We start from the raw sequence: 16,153 nt of genomic DNA, 5'->3' as shown, positions 1-16,153 counted from the left end.
TTTATTGTGGGTCCCTTATTACCAAACACGCGAAAGTCACTCGTTATACGGCAATCCTCCCACCACGGGAAAGGGCTGCCGAGCGCCGGACGACAGCAATGCACTCAATGTGCCAGATCCCTGAAGCCCCGCCGCCGAAGATCATAGCCGAGCGGCCAGCGAACAACGCCCGCCAAGGCTTGAGAGATTGCCGCCATCCGTCTCACGCCCTTGGCGTCTGCAAGGAGGTTTTTTCTCCCAGCGGCTCAATTTTCCGCCGTCCCAGCCGAAGTCATCAGAGACAAAAGGATTTTGTCCGACAATCCAATGAAGACGTCAGCCGCCGGCCAAGGTTCGATCGCTGCCTGCTCGACTTCTGCCTCAGGGACTGCAATCAGCGCCACCCTTCAAGCTGCCAATAATCCGCGAGTCGCCTGCACTTCGTGGTCATACAAGAAAATCTGGAGCGCGGATGAATATCAAACAGAAACTCACCTGGGCCTTCGCCGTCATTGCCTGCCTGCCCGTGGTGCTGGTGGCCACGCTGGTGGTGATCAACCTGCGCAGCGATGCCGAAAACACCTTTGTCGACGGCAGCGGTCGCGAGATCCGCCAAGTGGCCAACGCCATGCAACTGTTTTTCGAAGGCATCAGCCAGAACATCGACTACCTGGCGGCCCAACCTTTGCTGACCCAGGCCGGCGGCGACCTCAAGACCTGGATGAGCGCCGATGCCGCGAAGGTCCCGGAAGGCGAGCAGGACAAACGCATTTTCGAGCTGTTCGCCGCCATGGCCGCCAGCCATCCCGCGTATTCCTATGTGTCCTATGGCGTGAGCAACGGCGGTTACGTCTCTTGGCCCGCCGACCTGAAGCTCGCCAACTACGACCCTCGTGTACGCCCCTGGTACAAAACCGCCCTGGCCAACCCAGGCAAGACCCTGCGCACCGACGCCTATTACTGGGCCAGCGACGATGCGGTGCTGGTCAGCACCGTACGCTCCCTGTCCAACCAGTTGGGCCCTCAAGGCGGGGTGGTCGCGGTCGACGTGTCGCTCAAGCAACTCACCGAAATCGTCAAGCAGATCAAGCTGGGCGAATCCGGTTACCTGATGCTGATGGAAAACAACGGCACGGTGCTGGTGGACCCCAAACAACCGGAACATAACTTCAAGGCCCTGGGCAGCCTCGGCGATGGTTATGCGCAACTGGCCAAGACCGGCAAGGGCCTGGTGCAGGTTGAGCTGGGTGGCGAGCACTACATGGCCAACGTCTGGCCTTCCGAACAACTGGGCTGGACCTTCATCGGCCTGATCAAGCAGAGCGAAGTCATGGGCTCGGCCACCCAACTGACCTGGATCATCGCCGTGATCGCCGGGGTCCTGGCCGTGCTGTTCGCAGTATTCGGAGCCAGCTTCGCCAGCCTCATCGTGCGCCCGATCCGCAGTGTCGCCAGTGGCCTGGAAGGCATCGCCCAGGGCGAAGGCGACCTGACCCGCAACCTGAATATCCGTGGCAGCGATGAAACCGCGCAACTGGCCAACTGGTTCAACCAGTTCCTCGCGGCGATCCGCAGCCTGATCCAGCACATCGGCCAGGCGGCACAGAAGATTCTCGCCACCTCCCATTCCTCGACCCAGGTTTCCAGCGACATGGCCGAAGCCGCCGGACGCCAGCGCGAAGCGGTGGACATGGTGTCCACGGCCTTCCACGAAATGGTTGCCACGGCCAACGAAGTGGCCCGCTCCTGCAGCCAGGCCGCCGAATCGGCGGACAGTGGCCAGCGTCAGGCCCAGGAAGGCCAGCAGCAGATCGACGACGCGGTACACAGCGTCGACCGCCTGAGCCAGGAGATCGAGCAGTCGGCACAATCGATGCAACAACTGGAACGCGACAGCAACGACATCCAGTCGATTCTCGGCACCATCCGCTCCATCGCCGAGCAGACCAACCTGCTGGCCCTCAACGCCGCCATCGAGGCGGCCCGGGCCGGTGAACAGGGCCGTGGGTTTGCCGTGGTGGCCGACGAAGTCCGCGCCCTGGCCAAGCGCACCGCCGATTCCACCGCCGAGATCGACGGGCTGCTGGGCAACCTGGCCAAGCGCACCAGCGCCGTGACCCAGCAGATGCACGCCAGCCTGGAAGTGTCCCAGCAGTCGGTGAACCGCATCGGCCTGGCGCGCAACAGCTTCGGACAGATCCGCGAGTCGGTGGACGTGATCCGCGACATGAACACCCAGATCGCCACCGCCGCCGAGGAGCAGCATCAAGTGGCGGAAGACATCAACCGGCACATCAGCCAGATCCATGGCGATGCGCAATTGGTGGCGGAACTGGCCAACGCGGCGCGCCTGGACTCCCAGAGCCTGGCCGGGCTGTCCAATGAGCTGGACAGCCTGGTACGACGCTTCAAGACTTGAGGACCCTTTCGCCGGCCAGCCGGGCCCCTACGGGTTTGAGGTATTTCTCTGTAGGAACCGGCTTGCCGGCGAATGCCACGAACCTCAGCGTTCGATGATCGCCGTCACGCCCTGGCCCCCGGCCGCACAGATGGAAATCAGCCCGCGCCCCTGCCCCGCCACACTCAGCAACTTGGCCAGGTTGGCGACAATCCGTCCACCGGTGGCGGCAAAGGGGTGTCCCGCCGCCAGGGAGCTGCCTTTGACGTTGAGCCGCGCGCGATCGATGGGCCCCAGGGGCGCGTCGAGGCCCAGGCGGGTCTTGCAATAATCCGCATCCTCCCAGGCCTTGAGGGTGCACAACACCTGGGCGGCAAAGGCTTCGTGGATCTCGTAATAGTCGAAGTCCTGCAGGCTCAGCCCGTTGCGCGCCAACAAGCGCGGCACGGCATACACCGGTGCCATCAGCAGCCCCTCGGCTCCATTGACGAAGTCCACCGCGCCAGCCTCACCGTCGCGCAGGTAGGCGAGGATCGGCAGACCGCGCTCCCGGGCCCATTGCTCACTGCCCAGCAACACCAGGGAGGCCCCGTCGGTCAGCGGCGTGGAGTTGCCGGCGGTGAGGGTGCCCGCAGCACTGCGATCGAAGGCGGGCTTGAGGCTGGCGAGCTTTTCCAGGGTCAGGTCCGGGCGCAGATTGTTGTCCCGGGTCAGGCCGAGGAAGGGCGTGAGCAAGTCGTCGTGCCAGCCTTCGGCATAGGCGGCGGCCATCTTCTGGTGGCTTTCCAGGGCCAGTTGGTCCTGTTCGCCACGGGGAATACTCCAGGTCTTGGCCATCTGCTCGCAGTGTTCGCCCATGGACAGGCCGGTGCGCGGCTCACCGTTGCGCGGCAGTTCCGGCTTGAGGTGATGGGGCCGCAACTGCAGCAGGATCTTCAGCTTGTCACCGGTACTCTTGGCCCGATTGGCCTGCAACAGGATCTGCCGCAACCCTTCGTTGACCCCGATCGGCGCATCCGAGGTGGTGTCGACGCCACCGGCGATGCCGCAGTCGATCTGCCCCAGGGCAATCTTGTTGGCCACCAGCAAGGCCGCTTCCAGGCCGGTGCCGCAGGCTTGCTGGATGTCATAGGCCGGGGTAGTGGGCGACAGCCGCGAACCCAGCACGCATTCCCGGGTCAGGTTGAAGTCCCGCGAATGCTTGAGCACCGCCCCCGCCGCTACTTCGCCAAGGCGCAGGCCATGGAGCTGGTAACGCTCGATCAGCCCCTCCAGGGCGGCCGTGAGCATGGCCTGGTTGCTGGCCGTGGCATACGGGCCGTTGGAGCGGGCGAAGGGAATGCGGTTACCGCCGATAATCGCGACGCGGCGCAGCTGTGTCATGGAAAGCTCCCTATTCTTTGAGTGCGACTTCGGTGAGTACGTCCCCCACTAGCGTAGGAGGCTTCTCGCAGATCGAACGACTCGGGGCCATTCGTGGTCCACACTTTGAACCCCAGCCTGCGGAGTGCGTTCCATGTCCGACCGTTATATCGACTTCGCCAATTCGTCCATCGGCCAGCGCCTGGTCGGGGCCTTTGGCCTGCCGTCACCGGTACGTCTGGAGCGCTGGCAGGCCGGCCGTCTGCGGCCCATCGAAGGCGCCCTGTTGATCGGTGGCGGCGCCATGGCCCAACAGGTGAGCGCCCTGGCACCGCGCCTGACCGACTCGGTCTACAGCTACGGCACCGATCCGGCCCTGGCCACGCCCTGGATTCCCGGCCACGGGCCCAAGCTCAAGGCAGTGGTCTTCGATGCCAGCGAACTGCTGCATACCGACCAGCTCAAGCAACTGCGGGAGTTCTTCCAGCCGCTGTTGCGAAGCCTTGAATCCAGCGCCCATCTGCTGATCCTCGGACGTGCTCCGCAAACCCTGGCAGAGCCCTTTGCCGCCAGTGCCCAGCGCGCCCTGGAGGGCTTCAGTCGCTCCCTGGCCAAGGAGTTGCGCGACGGCGCCACCCTGCAACTGCTGTATGTGGCCGAAGGCGCCGAAGAGCAGCTGGAAGGCGCCCTGCGATTTTTTCTCTCGCCCAAGAGTGCCTATGTTTCCGGGCAGGTGATCCACTTGCAGCCCTGTGCCAGCCAGGTCCAGGACTGGAGTCGACCACTGGCCGGGCGCAAGGCCCTGGTCACCGGCGCGGCCCGAGGCATTGGCGCGGCCATCGCCGAAACCCTGGCTCGGGACGGCGCTCAGGTGCTGTTGCTGGATGTGCCCCAGGCCAAGGCCGATCTGGAAGCCCTGGCCGCCCGTCTCGGCGGACGCGCCATCGGCCTGGATATCTGCGCCGAGGACGCCCCGGCCCAGTTGCTCGAGCAACTGCCCGACGGTATCGACATCCTGGTGCACAACGCCGGGATCACCCGGGACAAGACCCTGGCCAACATGACCGCGGAGTTCTGGGACGCGGTGCTGGCGGTGAACCTCAATGCCCCTCAGGTGCTGACCCAGGCCCTGCTGGACAGCGGCCTACTGCACGATCACGGACGCGTGATTTTGCTGGCCTCCATCAGCGGCATCGCCGGCAACCGTGGGCAGACCAACTACGCCGCCAGCAAGGCCGGGCTGATCGGCCTGGCCCAGGCCTGGGCACCCGTGCTCAAGGCCCGGGGCATCAGCATCAACGCCGTGGCGCCAGGCTTCATCGAGACCCAGATGACCGCCAAGGTGCCCTTCGCCTTGCGCGAAGCCGGACGCCGCATGAGTTCCCTGGGCCAGGGCGGGCTGCCTCAGGACGTCGCCGAGGCCGTGGCCTGGCTCGGCCAGCCGGGCAGTGGCGCGGTCAGCGGGCAAGCCTTGCGGGTGTGTGGCCAAAGTGTCCTGGGAGCCTGAAGATGACGACGCAATGGCATGAACTGAACCTGCCTGCACTCTTGCCGCCGCTGTTTCTCAAAGCGGCGCTGAGACGACGGCCTCATGGCACCGAGTTGCCCGAAGACGGGCTGCGCTGCTGGATCAGCCTGGAGCCCAAACAGCTGGCGGCCTATCGCAAGGTCTGCGGTTTTGCCGACAACGGCCTGCTCCCCGCCACCTATCCCCATGTGCTGGCCTTCGCGCTGCAAATGCAGCTGCTCACCGCGCAGAACTTCCCCTTCCCGTTGCTGGGGCTGGTCCATCTGGCCAACCGGATTCGAGTGTTACGCCCCATGGGCAACGTCAGCAGCGTGCGGATCGGCGTCCGGGTAGACAACCTGCAACCTCACGCCAAGGGGGCGGTGTTCGATCTGGTGACCACCGTGGACGATCTGCTGGGGCCACTCTGGGAAGCCGAAAGTCAGATGCTCTGTCGCACAGTCAAGTTGCCCGGAGAGCCTGCCGCGCCGCTCCCGTCATTGGGTGAAGGTCTGAACGAGGTGAGCCGCTGGCAGGCCGAAAGCAACATCGGCCGACGCTACGCCAGGGTCTCAGGTGACTACAACCCTATCCACCTCAGCGCCTGGAGTGCCCGTCTGTTCGGCTTTCCCCAGGCCATAGCCCACGGTCTGTGGAACAAGGCCATGACCCTGGCGGCGCTGAGCGAGCACCTGCCGGCCGCGAATATCGAAGTGTCGGTGCAGTTCATGAAGCCCGTGCTGCTGCCGGGGACCGTCCGCTTGCTGGCCAGCGCCGCTGGGTCCAGTGGCGAACTCCTGCTACTGGGCAACGGCGATCTGCAACATATGCAGGGTCGCTGGCAGCCCATCGCCTGAGACGTCATCAACCCCGACCTGCTTGGCTAACTGAGCGTGGATTCCGGCTTGCCGGGCCAGAAAGTCCCCAGCGAAAAACGGCAGGCACAACAGCCACCCGATGGGACCAGGCATCACAGGCTCCAACAGCCATTCGCTCGCGCAGTATCGGCTTGCGCAGAATTGAAAGCCCTCGACACCAACTAAGAAAGTCCCGGCAGTTGTCGCCCGCTGCCTAGAAAGCAAAATAAAACCTATTAATTGTATATATACAACTTTAGTTTAAACCCCAAGGAGAACACTCCAACCTCACACAATAACCCCTTAACTAACAATAACTTATAAAAACACAAACCCACAGCCAATACTTTTAAACTAGTTGCTTATAGAGAAACAAAACCCCAAGAACACAAGTCATTAATACCAAGTTCATAATTGTTCAAATAGTCGCTTGCGCCTTTTATGTAGACAACGGACGAAGGCATCTTCAGCACAGAACTGGAGAGCTGTCGAAAACAACGAACGTTGTAACAGGTGCAAGGGATACCTCTCATGAAAACTCAATTCGGATGGAAAGCATGTACAGCACTGGCCATGATCCTGACCCTCAGCCTGGCAGGCTGCAGCGGCGGCGGTGGCGGCCATAAGAGTGGCGGTAGCAGCTCATCTCCAACCACTGCTGGCGGTGGTACTGGTGGCGGAACAGGTGGTGGTACCGGCGGAGGCACCGGAGGCGGAACAGGTGGCACGACCAGCACCCTGGTGACTGCGGACGTGGTGTCCGGCGTGGGCACTACCGTGAGCGGTGTCGGCGACGGTGTCACTGCCCTGGGCGACTCCCTGGCGGCGGTTCCGGTGGTAGGCAGCCTGGCCCGCAGTGCCGTCAACACTACCGGCAATGTAGTGGACACCGTTGGTGAAGGCTTGACCAACGGCCTCGGCAAACTGGGCAGCGATCCCAAGGCCCTGAGCAAGACCACCGCCACCGTCGGCAACGTGGTCGGCGATGTGGGCACCGGAGTCAAAGATCTCAGCGGGCAACTGGCGGCGACCACCCAAAGCGTTCCGGTAGTCGGTGGCGTGGTGACCAGGGTGGCCCCGGTACTCAGCGGTGTCGGCACCCGGGTAACCATGCTGGGCAACACCTTGAGTACCGTTACCAGCAGCGGGCCGGTAGGCACCCTGACCGACGGCGTGGGTGACAAGGTACTGGTACCGGTAGTGAGCATGGCAGAAGGCCTGACCGGCAAAGTCGGCAGCAGCACCGGCCTCGGCGCTCCGGTCAAGGGTCTGATCAAAGGGGTGACCGATGCTGTGGATGATACCGGCGAGAAGGTCAGTGATACCGGTGATGGCAACCCTGTGACCGACCTGTTGGGCAATGCCCTGAGCAATGCCAGCGGCGCTGTAAACAGCGCGGGTGGCTACGTCGGCAAGTCCGGGAGCGGCACCGGAAGCGGTGGCAGCACCGGCGGTGGTACTGGCTTGGGCGGCACCGGCTTGCTGGAAGTCGTAGGCGGTGCAGTGGCCAACCTCGGCAACGGCATCAATACCGGCAACACCAATGGCACTGTCAGCACAGGGAGTGCCGCTGGCGGTGCAGTGGGCGGCCTGATCGCTTCGGTGGGCGGCGCCTTGGGCGGCCCAGGCACTCCCAACCTGGTGGTCACCGCTCCTCTGGCCAGTGTCGGTGTGAACCTTGGCTCGGCGTTGAATCCGATCACCAGTTCGGTCTCCGGCCTGACCCAGCAAGTGGGCGCAGCCAGCGGTCTGGGTGGCCCGGTCAGCGGTCTGCTGGGCCAAGTGGGCGGGGCTGTGAGCAATGTGGGCACTACCGTAGCCGGCAGCACGGGCGGCAATCAGGTCGGCGGCGCCCTGGGCGGCACCCTCGGCGCAGTGGGCAGCACCGTGGCCTCGGTGGGCGGTCTGGTCAACGGTGGCACTGCCCCCAGCGGCGGCTTGCTCGGTGGGCTCGGGGTCGGCGCCAGCGCCAGTGGCAGCGCTTCCGCAGGAGCGGGTCTCAACGGTGGCCTGGGTGGTGTGCTGGGTGGTTTGACCGGCGCCCTGGGCGGCAGCAAAAAATAATTTGCACCTGGCCGATTCGACGGCCTTACCTACAGCGCCTACGCTTGGTTGAGGGCGAGGGATTCAGATGAGTCTCTCGCCTTTTTGTTTATCCAGAGCATGACAATCCAGCACCCGATCATGGCTCAGACCCTGAACGGTGCATGGAATGAGGACTTTTAGCATCGCTGCGGCTTGACCATGGAGTGTCCTATGCGCACGTTGGCCAGTTTGTTGTTGATTGGATGCTGTACCTCCGCTTACGCCGACTCCCTTCCCCGTTTTCTCAACAGCAACGACAGCATTACCAACCTCCCCCAACCCAACCTGCCGGTGGACGCCTATCGCCCGGCCACACCGCAGTTGCAGATGCCCGAGCAACCCGTCGCCCCTCAAGGGCAGCAGCCGCTGATGATGGGCACCAAGGTCACGGTGCGCCAGGTACAGATCGAGGGCGGCACGGTCTACCCGCTTGAGGAGTTGGCGGCGATCTACCAGCCATTGATCGGCCATGAAACCAGCTTCGCTCAATTGATCGAAGCCACTCGTGAGATCACCCGACGCTACCAGAACGACGGCTACCTGCTGTCCTACGCCTTCATGCCGCAGCAGAACTTCGACCAGGGTGTCCTGCGGGTGGTGCTGGTGGAAGGCTATATCAGGGACTACCAGTTGCAGGGCGACATCGGCCCGGTGGCCACCTACCTGGACAAGCTGGTGAGCAAGCTAAAGGCCGAACGCCCGCTGACCCGCAAAACCTTCGAACGCTATACCACGCTGATGAGCCGGGTACCGGGTGTGACCCTGCAAGCGGTGGTGCCGCCACCGGGAACCACCGACGGTGCGACGCAACTGGTGGCCGTGGCCAGCCGCAAGCCCATCAGCACCACCCTCAACAGCACCGACGACAACCGCAACGGCCTGCAGGCCCTGGTGGGCATTACCAGCAGCTCGCAAACGGCCTGGGGCGAACAGCTCAGCCTCAGCGGACTGTTTCCCCCGGGCAAGGACAAGGAACACTACTACCGCCTGGACTACAGCCAGTTGCTGGGTTCCGAGGGCACGCAACTGAGCCTCTACGGTGCACGCTACCGCAGTGATCCGCGAAGCAACGTGCAATTGGCCAATGGCCTGGAGCTTGAGCCCCATCGCGAGAACGACCGTTTCTCCATCGGTGTCAGCCACCCCTTCATCGCCTCGCCCAATGAGATGCTTACCGCCGGTACGCGCCTGTATGCGGTGAACGACAAGACCCGCTATCGGGTGAGCAACAGCCCCCTGACCCTGGAAGAGAAAACCGATATCCGCGCCCTGGCGCTGGAGGGTGACTGGAGCAAGTCCGATCCGCGCCAACTGCGGATTCTCAGCGCCGGTATCTACCGGGGCCTGGACAGCATGGGGGCCAAGACCAACAACGAGCTCTACGACCTGGATTTCTTCCGCCTGCGGGTGGCGGGGGTACAGAGCGACCGTTTCTTCGACAATTGGCAGGGGGTGCTTTCCGCGGCCCTCTACTGGAGCGACGACAACCTGCCCGACAGTGAACGGGCCAGTTTCGGCGGGCAGAACTTCGCGCGGGGTTATCCCGATGACCAGGCCACTGGGGACAAGGGTTGGGGCGTGGCCTATGAGGTGAACTACAGCTTCCATCGTGAGGGCCCCTGGGTCCGGGTACTGCAACCCTACGTCGTGCTGGACCGCTCCAAGACCTGGTTCAACCAGTTGCCGGTCAGGGGCAGTAACCTGTCATCAGCCGCTGTGGGCCTGCGCTTCGGCGACGCCAAGCACTACAACATCGCTCTGGAGGCAGCCAAGCCCATGTCCGATGAAGCCCTGGACACCTACAACCGCCGTCCGCGCTACACCCTGAGCTTCAGTTATCAACTCTGAACAGTGGTGTGACCGAGGCCTGCCCAGCGGCAGGCCTTTTTTTGCCCGCACGACACCTCTCGCAGAGGGCTCCGCGATCAGGTGCTTGAGTGTTGTTCAAAAAAAGCGCTGCCCGCGTCCTGACCACTCGATGAGCGTCAGCCCGAGCCGACAGGGGGCGATCAGGGACCGACTATATGCAGCCGGGGTTGAGGAAACAGATTGTTGAGGGTTTCCAGCAGGCGCACGTGATAGATAGGTTTGCGGAACAGATCCAGTACCTGCAGGCGCAACAGATCGCTGACGTCATCCATATCGGCATGGCCGGACATGACGATGACCGGCAAATGCTGCCGCGAGGTGTGTTCGCGCAGGCGCTTGATCAAAGACAGGCCACTCTCCTCCGGCATACGCAGGTCAGTAATGACCAGCGCAATGTCCGGATGGCGAGTGAGGTGCTCCAACGCCAGCTTCACCGAGGTTGCGGTGAAACAACAGAAGCCCTCACCTTCCAGCAACTCGGTGAGCTCCAGCAGCGCGTCTTCTTCATCGTCCACCAGAAGCAGTTGCTGGCGTTGGGGGGAAGCAATATTCATCGACATTACCTTGAGCTGACTGTCCGACGGCCTTCACAGCAAGAGTAATTGCCGGCCTCAAGGCGTGGGTCGGGTAACCGTGGCACCTCCCATGGCAACGAGAATATTGTTGAAAATGGCCAAGACCCGATCGCCCATCGGCGTCACGAACACCACTACGACAACCGCTACCATGGCAACCACTATCGCGTACTCGATGGCCGACGCACCGTGTGTCCGGGCCAGAAACAGACGAGCGCGAAGCAGTAGGTATTCAATCAGCATGAAGCACCTCCGATTTATCGAACGCCGCAACAGCCGGCTAAGCACTCGCGCGCTGATTCACGGAGTGGGGCGAGTAACCACGGCTCCTCCCAAGGCAACCAGAACGTTGTTGAAAATGGCCAGTACCCGATTACCCAGAGGGGTCACGAACGCCACCACCACAACCGCAACCATAGCCACCACAATCGCGTACTCGATCGCGGAAGCGCCATCGGTACGGTCAAAAAACAGGCGCGCCCTGAGCCACAAATATTGAAGGATCATCCTAGTTCTCCTATGCGCCAGACGGCGCCGATGCAAGCGCACCGGAACAAAGTTCCCCGGTGCAAGTTGAGCATTGTCAACAAAGCCCAGCCCAGCAACTGTAAGAACTGATTAATCACTAAGTATTAATTGGAAGGTTGGCGCCAAAAAAACTCCTCCAGTTGGGTAACTCATACCTTTGTTAGCTATTTTTCGACGAGTTAATGGCATTTCGTCCTAGCTCTACTACCTTCACATAGCGAAATAGTTGCATGTTCATAGCTGCCTGATTGCGAAATTAACTCGTTTGGAATCACGGGCTGGTAGTGCAGCAGGATAGGGAGAGCCTTCATGAACAGTCGCGTCACCATGGGTCTGGCTGGACTTCTACTGCTGGGTGCGGTGTTTTTCGGTTACTGGGGCCTGGTCCTCAGCCGTCAACCCGAACCGGCTCCACCGACTCAACCGGTGGCCCCACCTGTCGTCGAACAAGCCACCAGCAACGCCGAGGACCAGACCCGCCAACCCGTGGTGGTACTGGTGCACGATGTACCACCTTTCGTTCCCCTCACCGCCGCGGATCTGGCGCTGGAAAAACTGCGCACCGCGCCGGCCGGCAGCCTCAATGCCATTGATCAGGCGGTGGGGCGTACGCCCTGGCGGCAACTGAGCGCCGGCACCTGGCTCAACGCCCAGAGTTTCGAGTCCGGTGGCGCCCTGGCACGGATGATTCGCAGCGATGAGCGAGCCCTGGCGGTAGCGGTGGATGAAGTGATCGGCGCCGCCGGACAACTAAGCCCCGGGGACTATGTCGACGTGCTGCTGTTCCTGCGCCAGGACACCACCAATCCACAGCAATCGGCACAGATTGCGGTGCCCGCCATGCGGGTCCTGGCGGTAGGCGAACAACTGGGACTGACCAATGACGGACAGCCCGCTGCCCCTGCCGTAAGCAACGAGGAGAAGCTCAAGCAGGACCAGCGCCGGATCGCCGCCCGTACTGTGGTCCTGGCCGTTCCCGAGCAGCTCTTGAGCCGGCTGATGCTCGCCACCCAGGTCGGTGTGCTGCGACTGGCCGTGCGTAGCAGCGAGGAACAGCGCCTGGCCCATTACTGGGCGGGCAACGAGGACGCCATCGGCCACCTCGATGCCGCCAACAGCAACCTGTTCCAGTTCACTCAACTGGCCCTCGGCAACGCTCCCCGTAGTCCGGTCGCCCACGGTGGCGCACCACGATCGGCGGTGGAGGTCATCCGAGGTAACCAGGTCTCTCAACAAACTCCCTGATTGAGCAAGGATGCACTACATGCGCAGTCGTTCCATGCCGCTGTTCACCACACTGTTGACCCTGAGCCTGGGCCAGTTGCTCTGGAACCAGGCCCTGGCTGCTCCAGTGCCGGGCTGCTCGAGCCTGGCGCCGTTGCCGACAGTGCTGGAAGTCGGCGAAGGTTTGCAGCAGGAACTGCAGTCCCCGGTGACCATCACCCGGCTGGCGGTGGGCGATCCGAAAGTCGCCGATGTCCACGCCAACGGCAACAAGGCCTTTCTCCTCACCGGCATGGCCCCTGGCGCCACTAGCCTGATGGTCTGGACCTCCTGCTCCAGCACTCCGCGCAAGAGCATGGTATTCGTCCGCGGCCGGGCCACTGCCGACATGACCACCAGCCGCTTGCCAATCAGCGATGATCCGTTGCTGCCCAGCCAGGTACAGACCGACATCCGCTTCGTCGAGGTCAGCCGCACCAAGCTCAAGGAGGCCAGTACCTCGATCTTCGGCCGCGGGCACAACTTCCTGTTCGGTTCCCCCAACACCGCTCCTGTCAGCAGTGGCACCTCCGGCAGCGTCACCCCGACCTTCGGTGGCCGGCGCACCAACATCCCCCTGGACAACGGCACCTTCAATATCGGCTTCGGCAACGGGCGGGTGCTGACGCTGATCAACGCCCTGGAAGGCAGCGGCTTCGCCTACACCCTGGCCCGGCCGTCGCTGGTGGCCCTCAGCGGCCAGAGCGCAAGCTTCCTTGCCGGTGGCGAAATCCCTATTCCGGTGCCCAGCACCGGCAGCAATAGCGTGACCATCGAGTACAAGGAATTCGGTATCCGCCTGACCCTGACCCCCACCATTGTCGACAGCGGTCGCATCTCGCTAAAAGTGGCCCCGGAGGTCAGCGAGCTGGACTACAGCAACGCTGTGACCATCGCCGGGACCCAAGTGCCCGCCCTGACCATCCGCCGTACCGATACCAGCATCTCCCTGGCCGATGGCGAAAGCTTCGTCATCAGCGGCCTGATCAGCTCCCGCAACAGTTCCCAGGTGAACAAGTTTCCCGGGCTGGGGGACATCCCGGTACTGGGTGCGTTCTTCCGCGACTCGACGATCAATCGCGAGGAGCGCGAGCTGCTGATGGTGGTCACTCCGCACCTGGTCCAGCCCCTGGCCGCCGACGCCAAGCTGCCGGCCTTGCCCGGTGAGCGCTTGCGCAGCTACGACCCGAACTTCTATCGCATGTTCTTCCTCGAGAACGGCAACTTCGACAAGCGCAGCGGGCTATCGCAATGAGCCAGAGCCAGAGCCTGAGCCAGACCTTTCTTGCCATCACCCGCAACAGCACCGACCTTGAGTGGCTGCAAGGGGCTCTGGCGCCCCTGGGCCAGGTAGTGGGGGCCGATGGCAGCCTCGACGAGTTGCTGGCACTGGTGGACGTGACCTTCGCCAATCTGGTGTTCGTCGGCCTCGACCGCGAGCATGTAGTGGCCCAGGCCGCGCTGATCGAAGGGGCCCTGGAAGCCAAGCCGATGCTGGCGATCGTTGCCCTCGGCGATGGCATGGACAACCAGTTGGTGCTCAACGCCATGCGCGCCGGGGCGCGGGATTTTGTCGCCTACGGCTCGCGCTCCAGCGAAGTCGCCGGCCTGGTCAGACGCTTGAGCAAGCGCCTGCCGGCCGTGACGCCCAACACCCATCTGGGCGGCCTGACCGTGCTCTACGGCGTCCAGGGCGACGGGGATGGCGCACTCCTGGCCGGGCACCTGGCGCTGGTGGTGCAGAAGAGCGGTCAGCAGACCCTATTGCTGGACCTCGGTCTGCCCCGGGGCGACAGCCTGGCCTTGCTGGGGCTGGAAAGCTCCTTCCACTTTGGCGACGCCCTGCGGCACTTGCGACGCCTGGATACAACCCTGATCGACAGCGCCTTCACCAGTGCCGAGGCCGGCTTGCGCATCCTCGCCTATGCCCCCCACGACGAGCCCCTGGAACACACCAGCGCGGCCGAGCTGTACATGCTGCTCAGTGCCTTGCGCCAGCACTTCCAGCACATCGTGGTGAACCTGGTCGGGCAGCCGGACAGCGAGGCCCTGCGCACCTTCGTCAGTCATTGCGACAAGCTGATCTGGTGCACCGACCAGAACGTGCTCGACTGCCGGCGCAACCTGGCGGTGCTCAACCATTGGCGCGAAAAGGGCTTGAAGCTCGATCACGCGCGCTTGCTGGTGGACCGTTACCTGCGCGCCGTCGCACCAGACTCCGAGACCCTGGGCAAGACCTTTGGCCTGGAGGTGATTGCGGTGCTGGCCTACAGCCCGGAGATTCGCCTGAATGCCAAGAACCAGGGCGTCACCCTGTTCGAACTGGCCCCACGCGAAGCCCTGACGCAAAGCCTGCGTACCCTGGGCGAGCGCCTGGCCAAACGTTCCGAAGGCCTGCCCAAGCCCAAAGCCGGCTGGCTCAACCGGATCATGGGGGGCAGATGAGCGGCGAAAAACTGTTTGGTGCCCCAGCCCGCGCGACCCTGGGTAACAGCGATCACGAAGGGCTGAAGCTGGTACTGCATCGCTACATCATCGATGCCATCGAAGAGTCGGGAAAGAACCTGCTGGAAAGCTCACGGCAGAACCTTGCGCAGTTCGTCACCGATAAAGTGGCGGAGTACATCGCGCGCATGCACCTGGCGATTTCGCGCTACGAGATGGAGCGCCTGGCGGAGGAAATCGTTGATGAGCTGACCGGCTTCGGCCCCCTGGAAGTGCTGCTGCGCGACCCGGCGGTGACTGAAATCCTGGTCAACGGTCCGCACCGGGTATTCGTCGAGCGTGACGGTGTATTGCACCAGAGCGACCTGCGCTTTATCGACGCCCACCATGTGGAGCGGGTCATGCAGCGGATTCTCGCGCCCCTTGGCCGACGCCTCGACGAGTCCTCGCCCATGGTCGATGCGCGGCTGCCGGACGGCAGCCGGGTCAACGCAATCATCCCGCCCATCGCCCTGGACGGCCCCTGCCTGTCGATTCGCAAATTTCGCAAGGACATGCTCAAGAGCAGCGACCTGATCGCCATGCAGACCATCGACCTGGCGATCTTCGAGTTCCTCCAGGAGGCCGTGGGCAAACGCTGCAACATCCTGATCAGCGGCGGCACCGGCACCGGCAAGACCACCCTGCTGAACATCCTCAGTCAGTTGATCAATCCCCACGAGCGGCTGGTGACCATCGAAGACGTGGCCGAACTGCAACTGGGACACCCCCATGTGGTGCGCCTGGAAACCCGTCCGCCCAATGCCGAGGGCCATGGCGAGGTCAAGGCCAGCGACCTGATTCGCAACGCCCTGCGGATGCGCCCGGACCGGATCATCCTCGGTGAGATCCGTGGCGTGGAGGTGCTGGATGTGCTGACCGCGATGAACACCGGCCACGATGGTTCCATGAGTACCGTGCACGCCAACAACGCCCAGGATGCGCTGCTGCGCCTGGAAACCCTGGTAGGCCTGACAGGTCGCCAGATCGCCGAGCGCACCTTGCGGCAGATGATCTGCGCGGCCCTGGATGTGGTGATCCAGTTGACCCGTCTGCCCGATGGCCGGCGCTGCGTCAGCGAAGTGGTGGAGGTGGTGGGCATTCGCGATGACATCTATGTCACCAATACCCTGTTCCGCCTGGATCGCCGCAACGGCTTGGGCTTCGGCTTCTTGCGCGAGGCACTGAATCCGGCAGGGGACAAACTGCGCCGCGAGAGCGGGCTGGGCGTCAATTGAACCGGCGA

Annotated in this window: 13 protein-coding genes and 1 pseudogene; 10 read left to right on the top strand and 4 right to left on the bottom strand. The window is 63.1% G+C overall.

What is annotated here, in order from left to right; translation table 11 throughout:
- Positions 1-451 precede the first annotated feature (451 nt).
- A pseudogene (locus ACSSVC_RS07345) lies at positions 452-1,540 on the top strand (cache domain-containing protein); the annotation flags it as partial.
- Between the two features lie 90 nt (positions 1,541-1,630).
- Positions 1,631-2,398 (top strand): methyl-accepting chemotaxis protein, encoded by a 768-nt coding sequence (locus ACSSVC_RS07340; RefSeq protein WP_404939905.1) that lies wholly within the window; start codon positions 1,631-1,633, stop codon positions 2,396-2,398.
- Positions 2,399-2,482: 84 nt separating this feature from the next.
- On the opposite strand, the gene ACSSVC_RS07335 is transcribed toward ACSSVC_RS07340, so the two are convergent.
- Complete coding sequence (locus ACSSVC_RS07335; RefSeq protein WP_346636281.1) at positions 2,483-3,760, bottom strand: acetyl-CoA C-acetyltransferase; 1,278 nt, start codon at positions 3,758-3,760, stop codon at positions 2,483-2,485.
- Between the two features lie 133 nt (positions 3,761-3,893).
- On the opposite strand from ACSSVC_RS07335, the gene ACSSVC_RS07330 reads away from it, so the two are divergent.
- The 4 genes from ACSSVC_RS07330 to ACSSVC_RS07315 all read left to right on the top strand — a co-directional run bounded on the left by ACSSVC_RS07330 (position 3,894) and on the right by ACSSVC_RS07315 (position 10,036).
- Positions 3,894-5,246 carry a 3-oxoacyl-ACP reductase gene (locus ACSSVC_RS07330; protein ID WP_346636282.1) on the top strand — a complete coding sequence of 451 codons (1,353 nt, stop codon included), beginning with the start codon at positions 3,894-3,896 and terminating at the stop codon, positions 5,244-5,246.
- Between the two features lie 2 nt (positions 5,247-5,248).
- A complete protein-coding gene (locus ACSSVC_RS07325) occupies positions 5,249-6,103 on the top strand; it encodes a MaoC family dehydratase (RefSeq protein ID WP_492612119.1) in 855 nt (284 codons plus the stop codon).
- A gap of 531 nt (positions 6,104-6,634) precedes the next feature.
- Entirely contained in the window at positions 6,635-8,167 is a 1,533-nt protein-coding gene (locus tag ACSSVC_RS07320) for a collagen-like triple helix repeat-containing protein (RefSeq protein ID WP_346636284.1), read from the top strand.
- A gap of 192 nt (positions 8,168-8,359) precedes the next feature.
- Positions 8,360-10,036 carry a ShlB/FhaC/HecB family hemolysin secretion/activation protein gene (locus ACSSVC_RS07315; protein WP_346636285.1) on the top strand — a complete coding sequence of 559 codons (1,677 nt, stop codon included), beginning with the start codon at positions 8,360-8,362 and terminating at the stop codon, positions 10,034-10,036.
- Positions 10,037-10,197: 161 nt separating this feature from the next.
- Here the strand turns inward: ACSSVC_RS07315 and ACSSVC_RS07310 are convergent, their stop codons facing one another.
- Genes ACSSVC_RS07310 through ACSSVC_RS07300 form a run of 3 tightly spaced genes read right to left on the bottom strand, consistent with a single transcriptional unit; the run spans position 10,198 to position 11,139 of the window.
- Positions 10,198-10,611, bottom strand: coding sequence for a response regulator (locus tag ACSSVC_RS07310; protein ID WP_346636286.1), 414 nt, complete (start codon positions 10,609-10,611; stop codon positions 10,198-10,200).
- 57 nt (positions 10,612-10,668) lie between these two features.
- On the bottom strand, positions 10,669-10,875 hold the full coding sequence (locus tag ACSSVC_RS07305) for a Flp family type IVb pilin (RefSeq protein WP_346636287.1): 207 nt from the start codon (positions 10,873-10,875) through the stop codon (positions 10,669-10,671).
- A gap of 57 nt (positions 10,876-10,932) precedes the next feature.
- A complete protein-coding gene (locus ACSSVC_RS07300; RefSeq protein WP_346636288.1) occupies positions 10,933-11,139 on the bottom strand; it encodes a Flp family type IVb pilin in 207 nt (68 codons plus the stop codon).
- A 330-nt stretch (positions 11,140-11,469) separates the two neighbouring features.
- Between ACSSVC_RS07300 and cpaB the strand changes: the two genes are divergently transcribed.
- The 4 genes from cpaB to ACSSVC_RS07280 are packed head-to-tail and all read left to right on the top strand — an operon-like array spanning position 11,470 to position 16,145.
- On the top strand, positions 11,470-12,405 hold the full coding sequence (gene cpaB, locus ACSSVC_RS07295) for a Flp pilus assembly protein CpaB (protein ID WP_404938170.1): 936 nt from the start codon (positions 11,470-11,472) through the stop codon (positions 12,403-12,405).
- 19 nt (positions 12,406-12,424) lie between these two features.
- Positions 12,425-13,678, top strand: coding sequence for a type II and III secretion system protein family protein (locus ACSSVC_RS07290; protein WP_346636290.1), 1,254 nt, complete (start codon positions 12,425-12,427; stop codon positions 13,676-13,678).
- Positions 13,675-14,868, top strand: coding sequence for a CpaE/TadZ family protein (locus tag ACSSVC_RS07285; RefSeq protein ID WP_346636291.1), 1,194 nt, complete (start codon positions 13,675-13,677; stop codon positions 14,866-14,868). The genes ACSSVC_RS07290 and ACSSVC_RS07285 overlap by 4 nt, the downstream gene beginning before the upstream one ends.
- The gene (locus ACSSVC_RS07280) at positions 14,865-16,145 is read left to right on the top strand and encodes a TadA family conjugal transfer-associated ATPase (RefSeq protein ID WP_346636292.1); all 1,281 of its coding nucleotides are present in this window, start codon (positions 14,865-14,867) and stop codon (positions 16,143-16,145) included. Before ACSSVC_RS07285 ends, ACSSVC_RS07280 begins: the two co-directional genes overlap by 4 nt.
- The last annotated feature ends 8 nt before the right edge of the window (positions 16,146-16,153 follow it).

The organism is Pseudomonas sp. E1BtOHC1 (assembly GCF_058744285.1).
Note: the sequence above shows the minus strand (reverse complement) of the source record. Positions and strands in the feature narration are given on the sequence as shown.

Excerpts from the sequence above, each read along its gene's own strand:
- ACSSVC_RS07315 (WP_346636285.1), top strand. The coding sequence starts at position 8,360 with ATGCGCACGTTGGCCAGTTTGTTGTTGATTGGATGCTGTACCTCCGCT.
- ACSSVC_RS07310 (WP_346636286.1), bottom strand. The coding sequence starts at position 10,611 with ATGAATATTGCTTCCCCCCAACGCCAGCAACTGCTTCTGGTGGACGAT.
- ACSSVC_RS07305 (WP_346636287.1), bottom strand. The coding sequence starts at position 10,875 with ATGCTGATTGAATACCTACTGCTTCGCGCTCGTCTGTTTCTGGCCCGG.
- ACSSVC_RS07320 (WP_346636284.1), top strand. The coding sequence starts at position 6,635 with ATGAAAACTCAATTCGGATGGAAAGCATGTACAGCACTGGCCATGATC.
- cpaB (WP_404938170.1), top strand. The coding sequence starts at position 11,470 with ATGAACAGTCGCGTCACCATGGGTCTGGCTGGACTTCTACTGCTGGGT.
- ACSSVC_RS07285 (WP_346636291.1), top strand. The coding sequence starts at position 13,675 with ATGAGCCAGAGCCAGAGCCTGAGCCAGACCTTTCTTGCCATCACCCGC.
- ACSSVC_RS07335 (WP_346636281.1), bottom strand. The coding sequence starts at position 3,760 with ATGACACAGCTGCGCCGCGTCGCGATTATCGGCGGTAACCGCATTCCC.
- ACSSVC_RS07280 (WP_346636292.1), top strand. The coding sequence starts at position 14,865 with ATGAGCGGCGAAAAACTGTTTGGTGCCCCAGCCCGCGCGACCCTGGGT.
- ACSSVC_RS07340 (WP_404939905.1), top strand. The coding sequence starts at position 1,631 with ATGGCCGAAGCCGCCGGACGCCAGCGCGAAGCGGTGGACATGGTGTCC.
- ACSSVC_RS07290 (WP_346636290.1), top strand. The coding sequence starts at position 12,425 with ATGCGCAGTCGTTCCATGCCGCTGTTCACCACACTGTTGACCCTGAGC.
- ACSSVC_RS07325 (WP_492612119.1), top strand. The coding sequence starts at position 5,249 with ATGACGACGCAATGGCATGAACTGAACCTGCCTGCACTCTTGCCGCCG.
- ACSSVC_RS07300 (WP_346636288.1), bottom strand. The coding sequence starts at position 11,139 with ATGATCCTTCAATATTTGTGGCTCAGGGCGCGCCTGTTTTTTGACCGT.
- ACSSVC_RS07330 (WP_346636282.1), top strand. The coding sequence starts at position 3,894 with ATGTCCGACCGTTATATCGACTTCGCCAATTCGTCCATCGGCCAGCGC.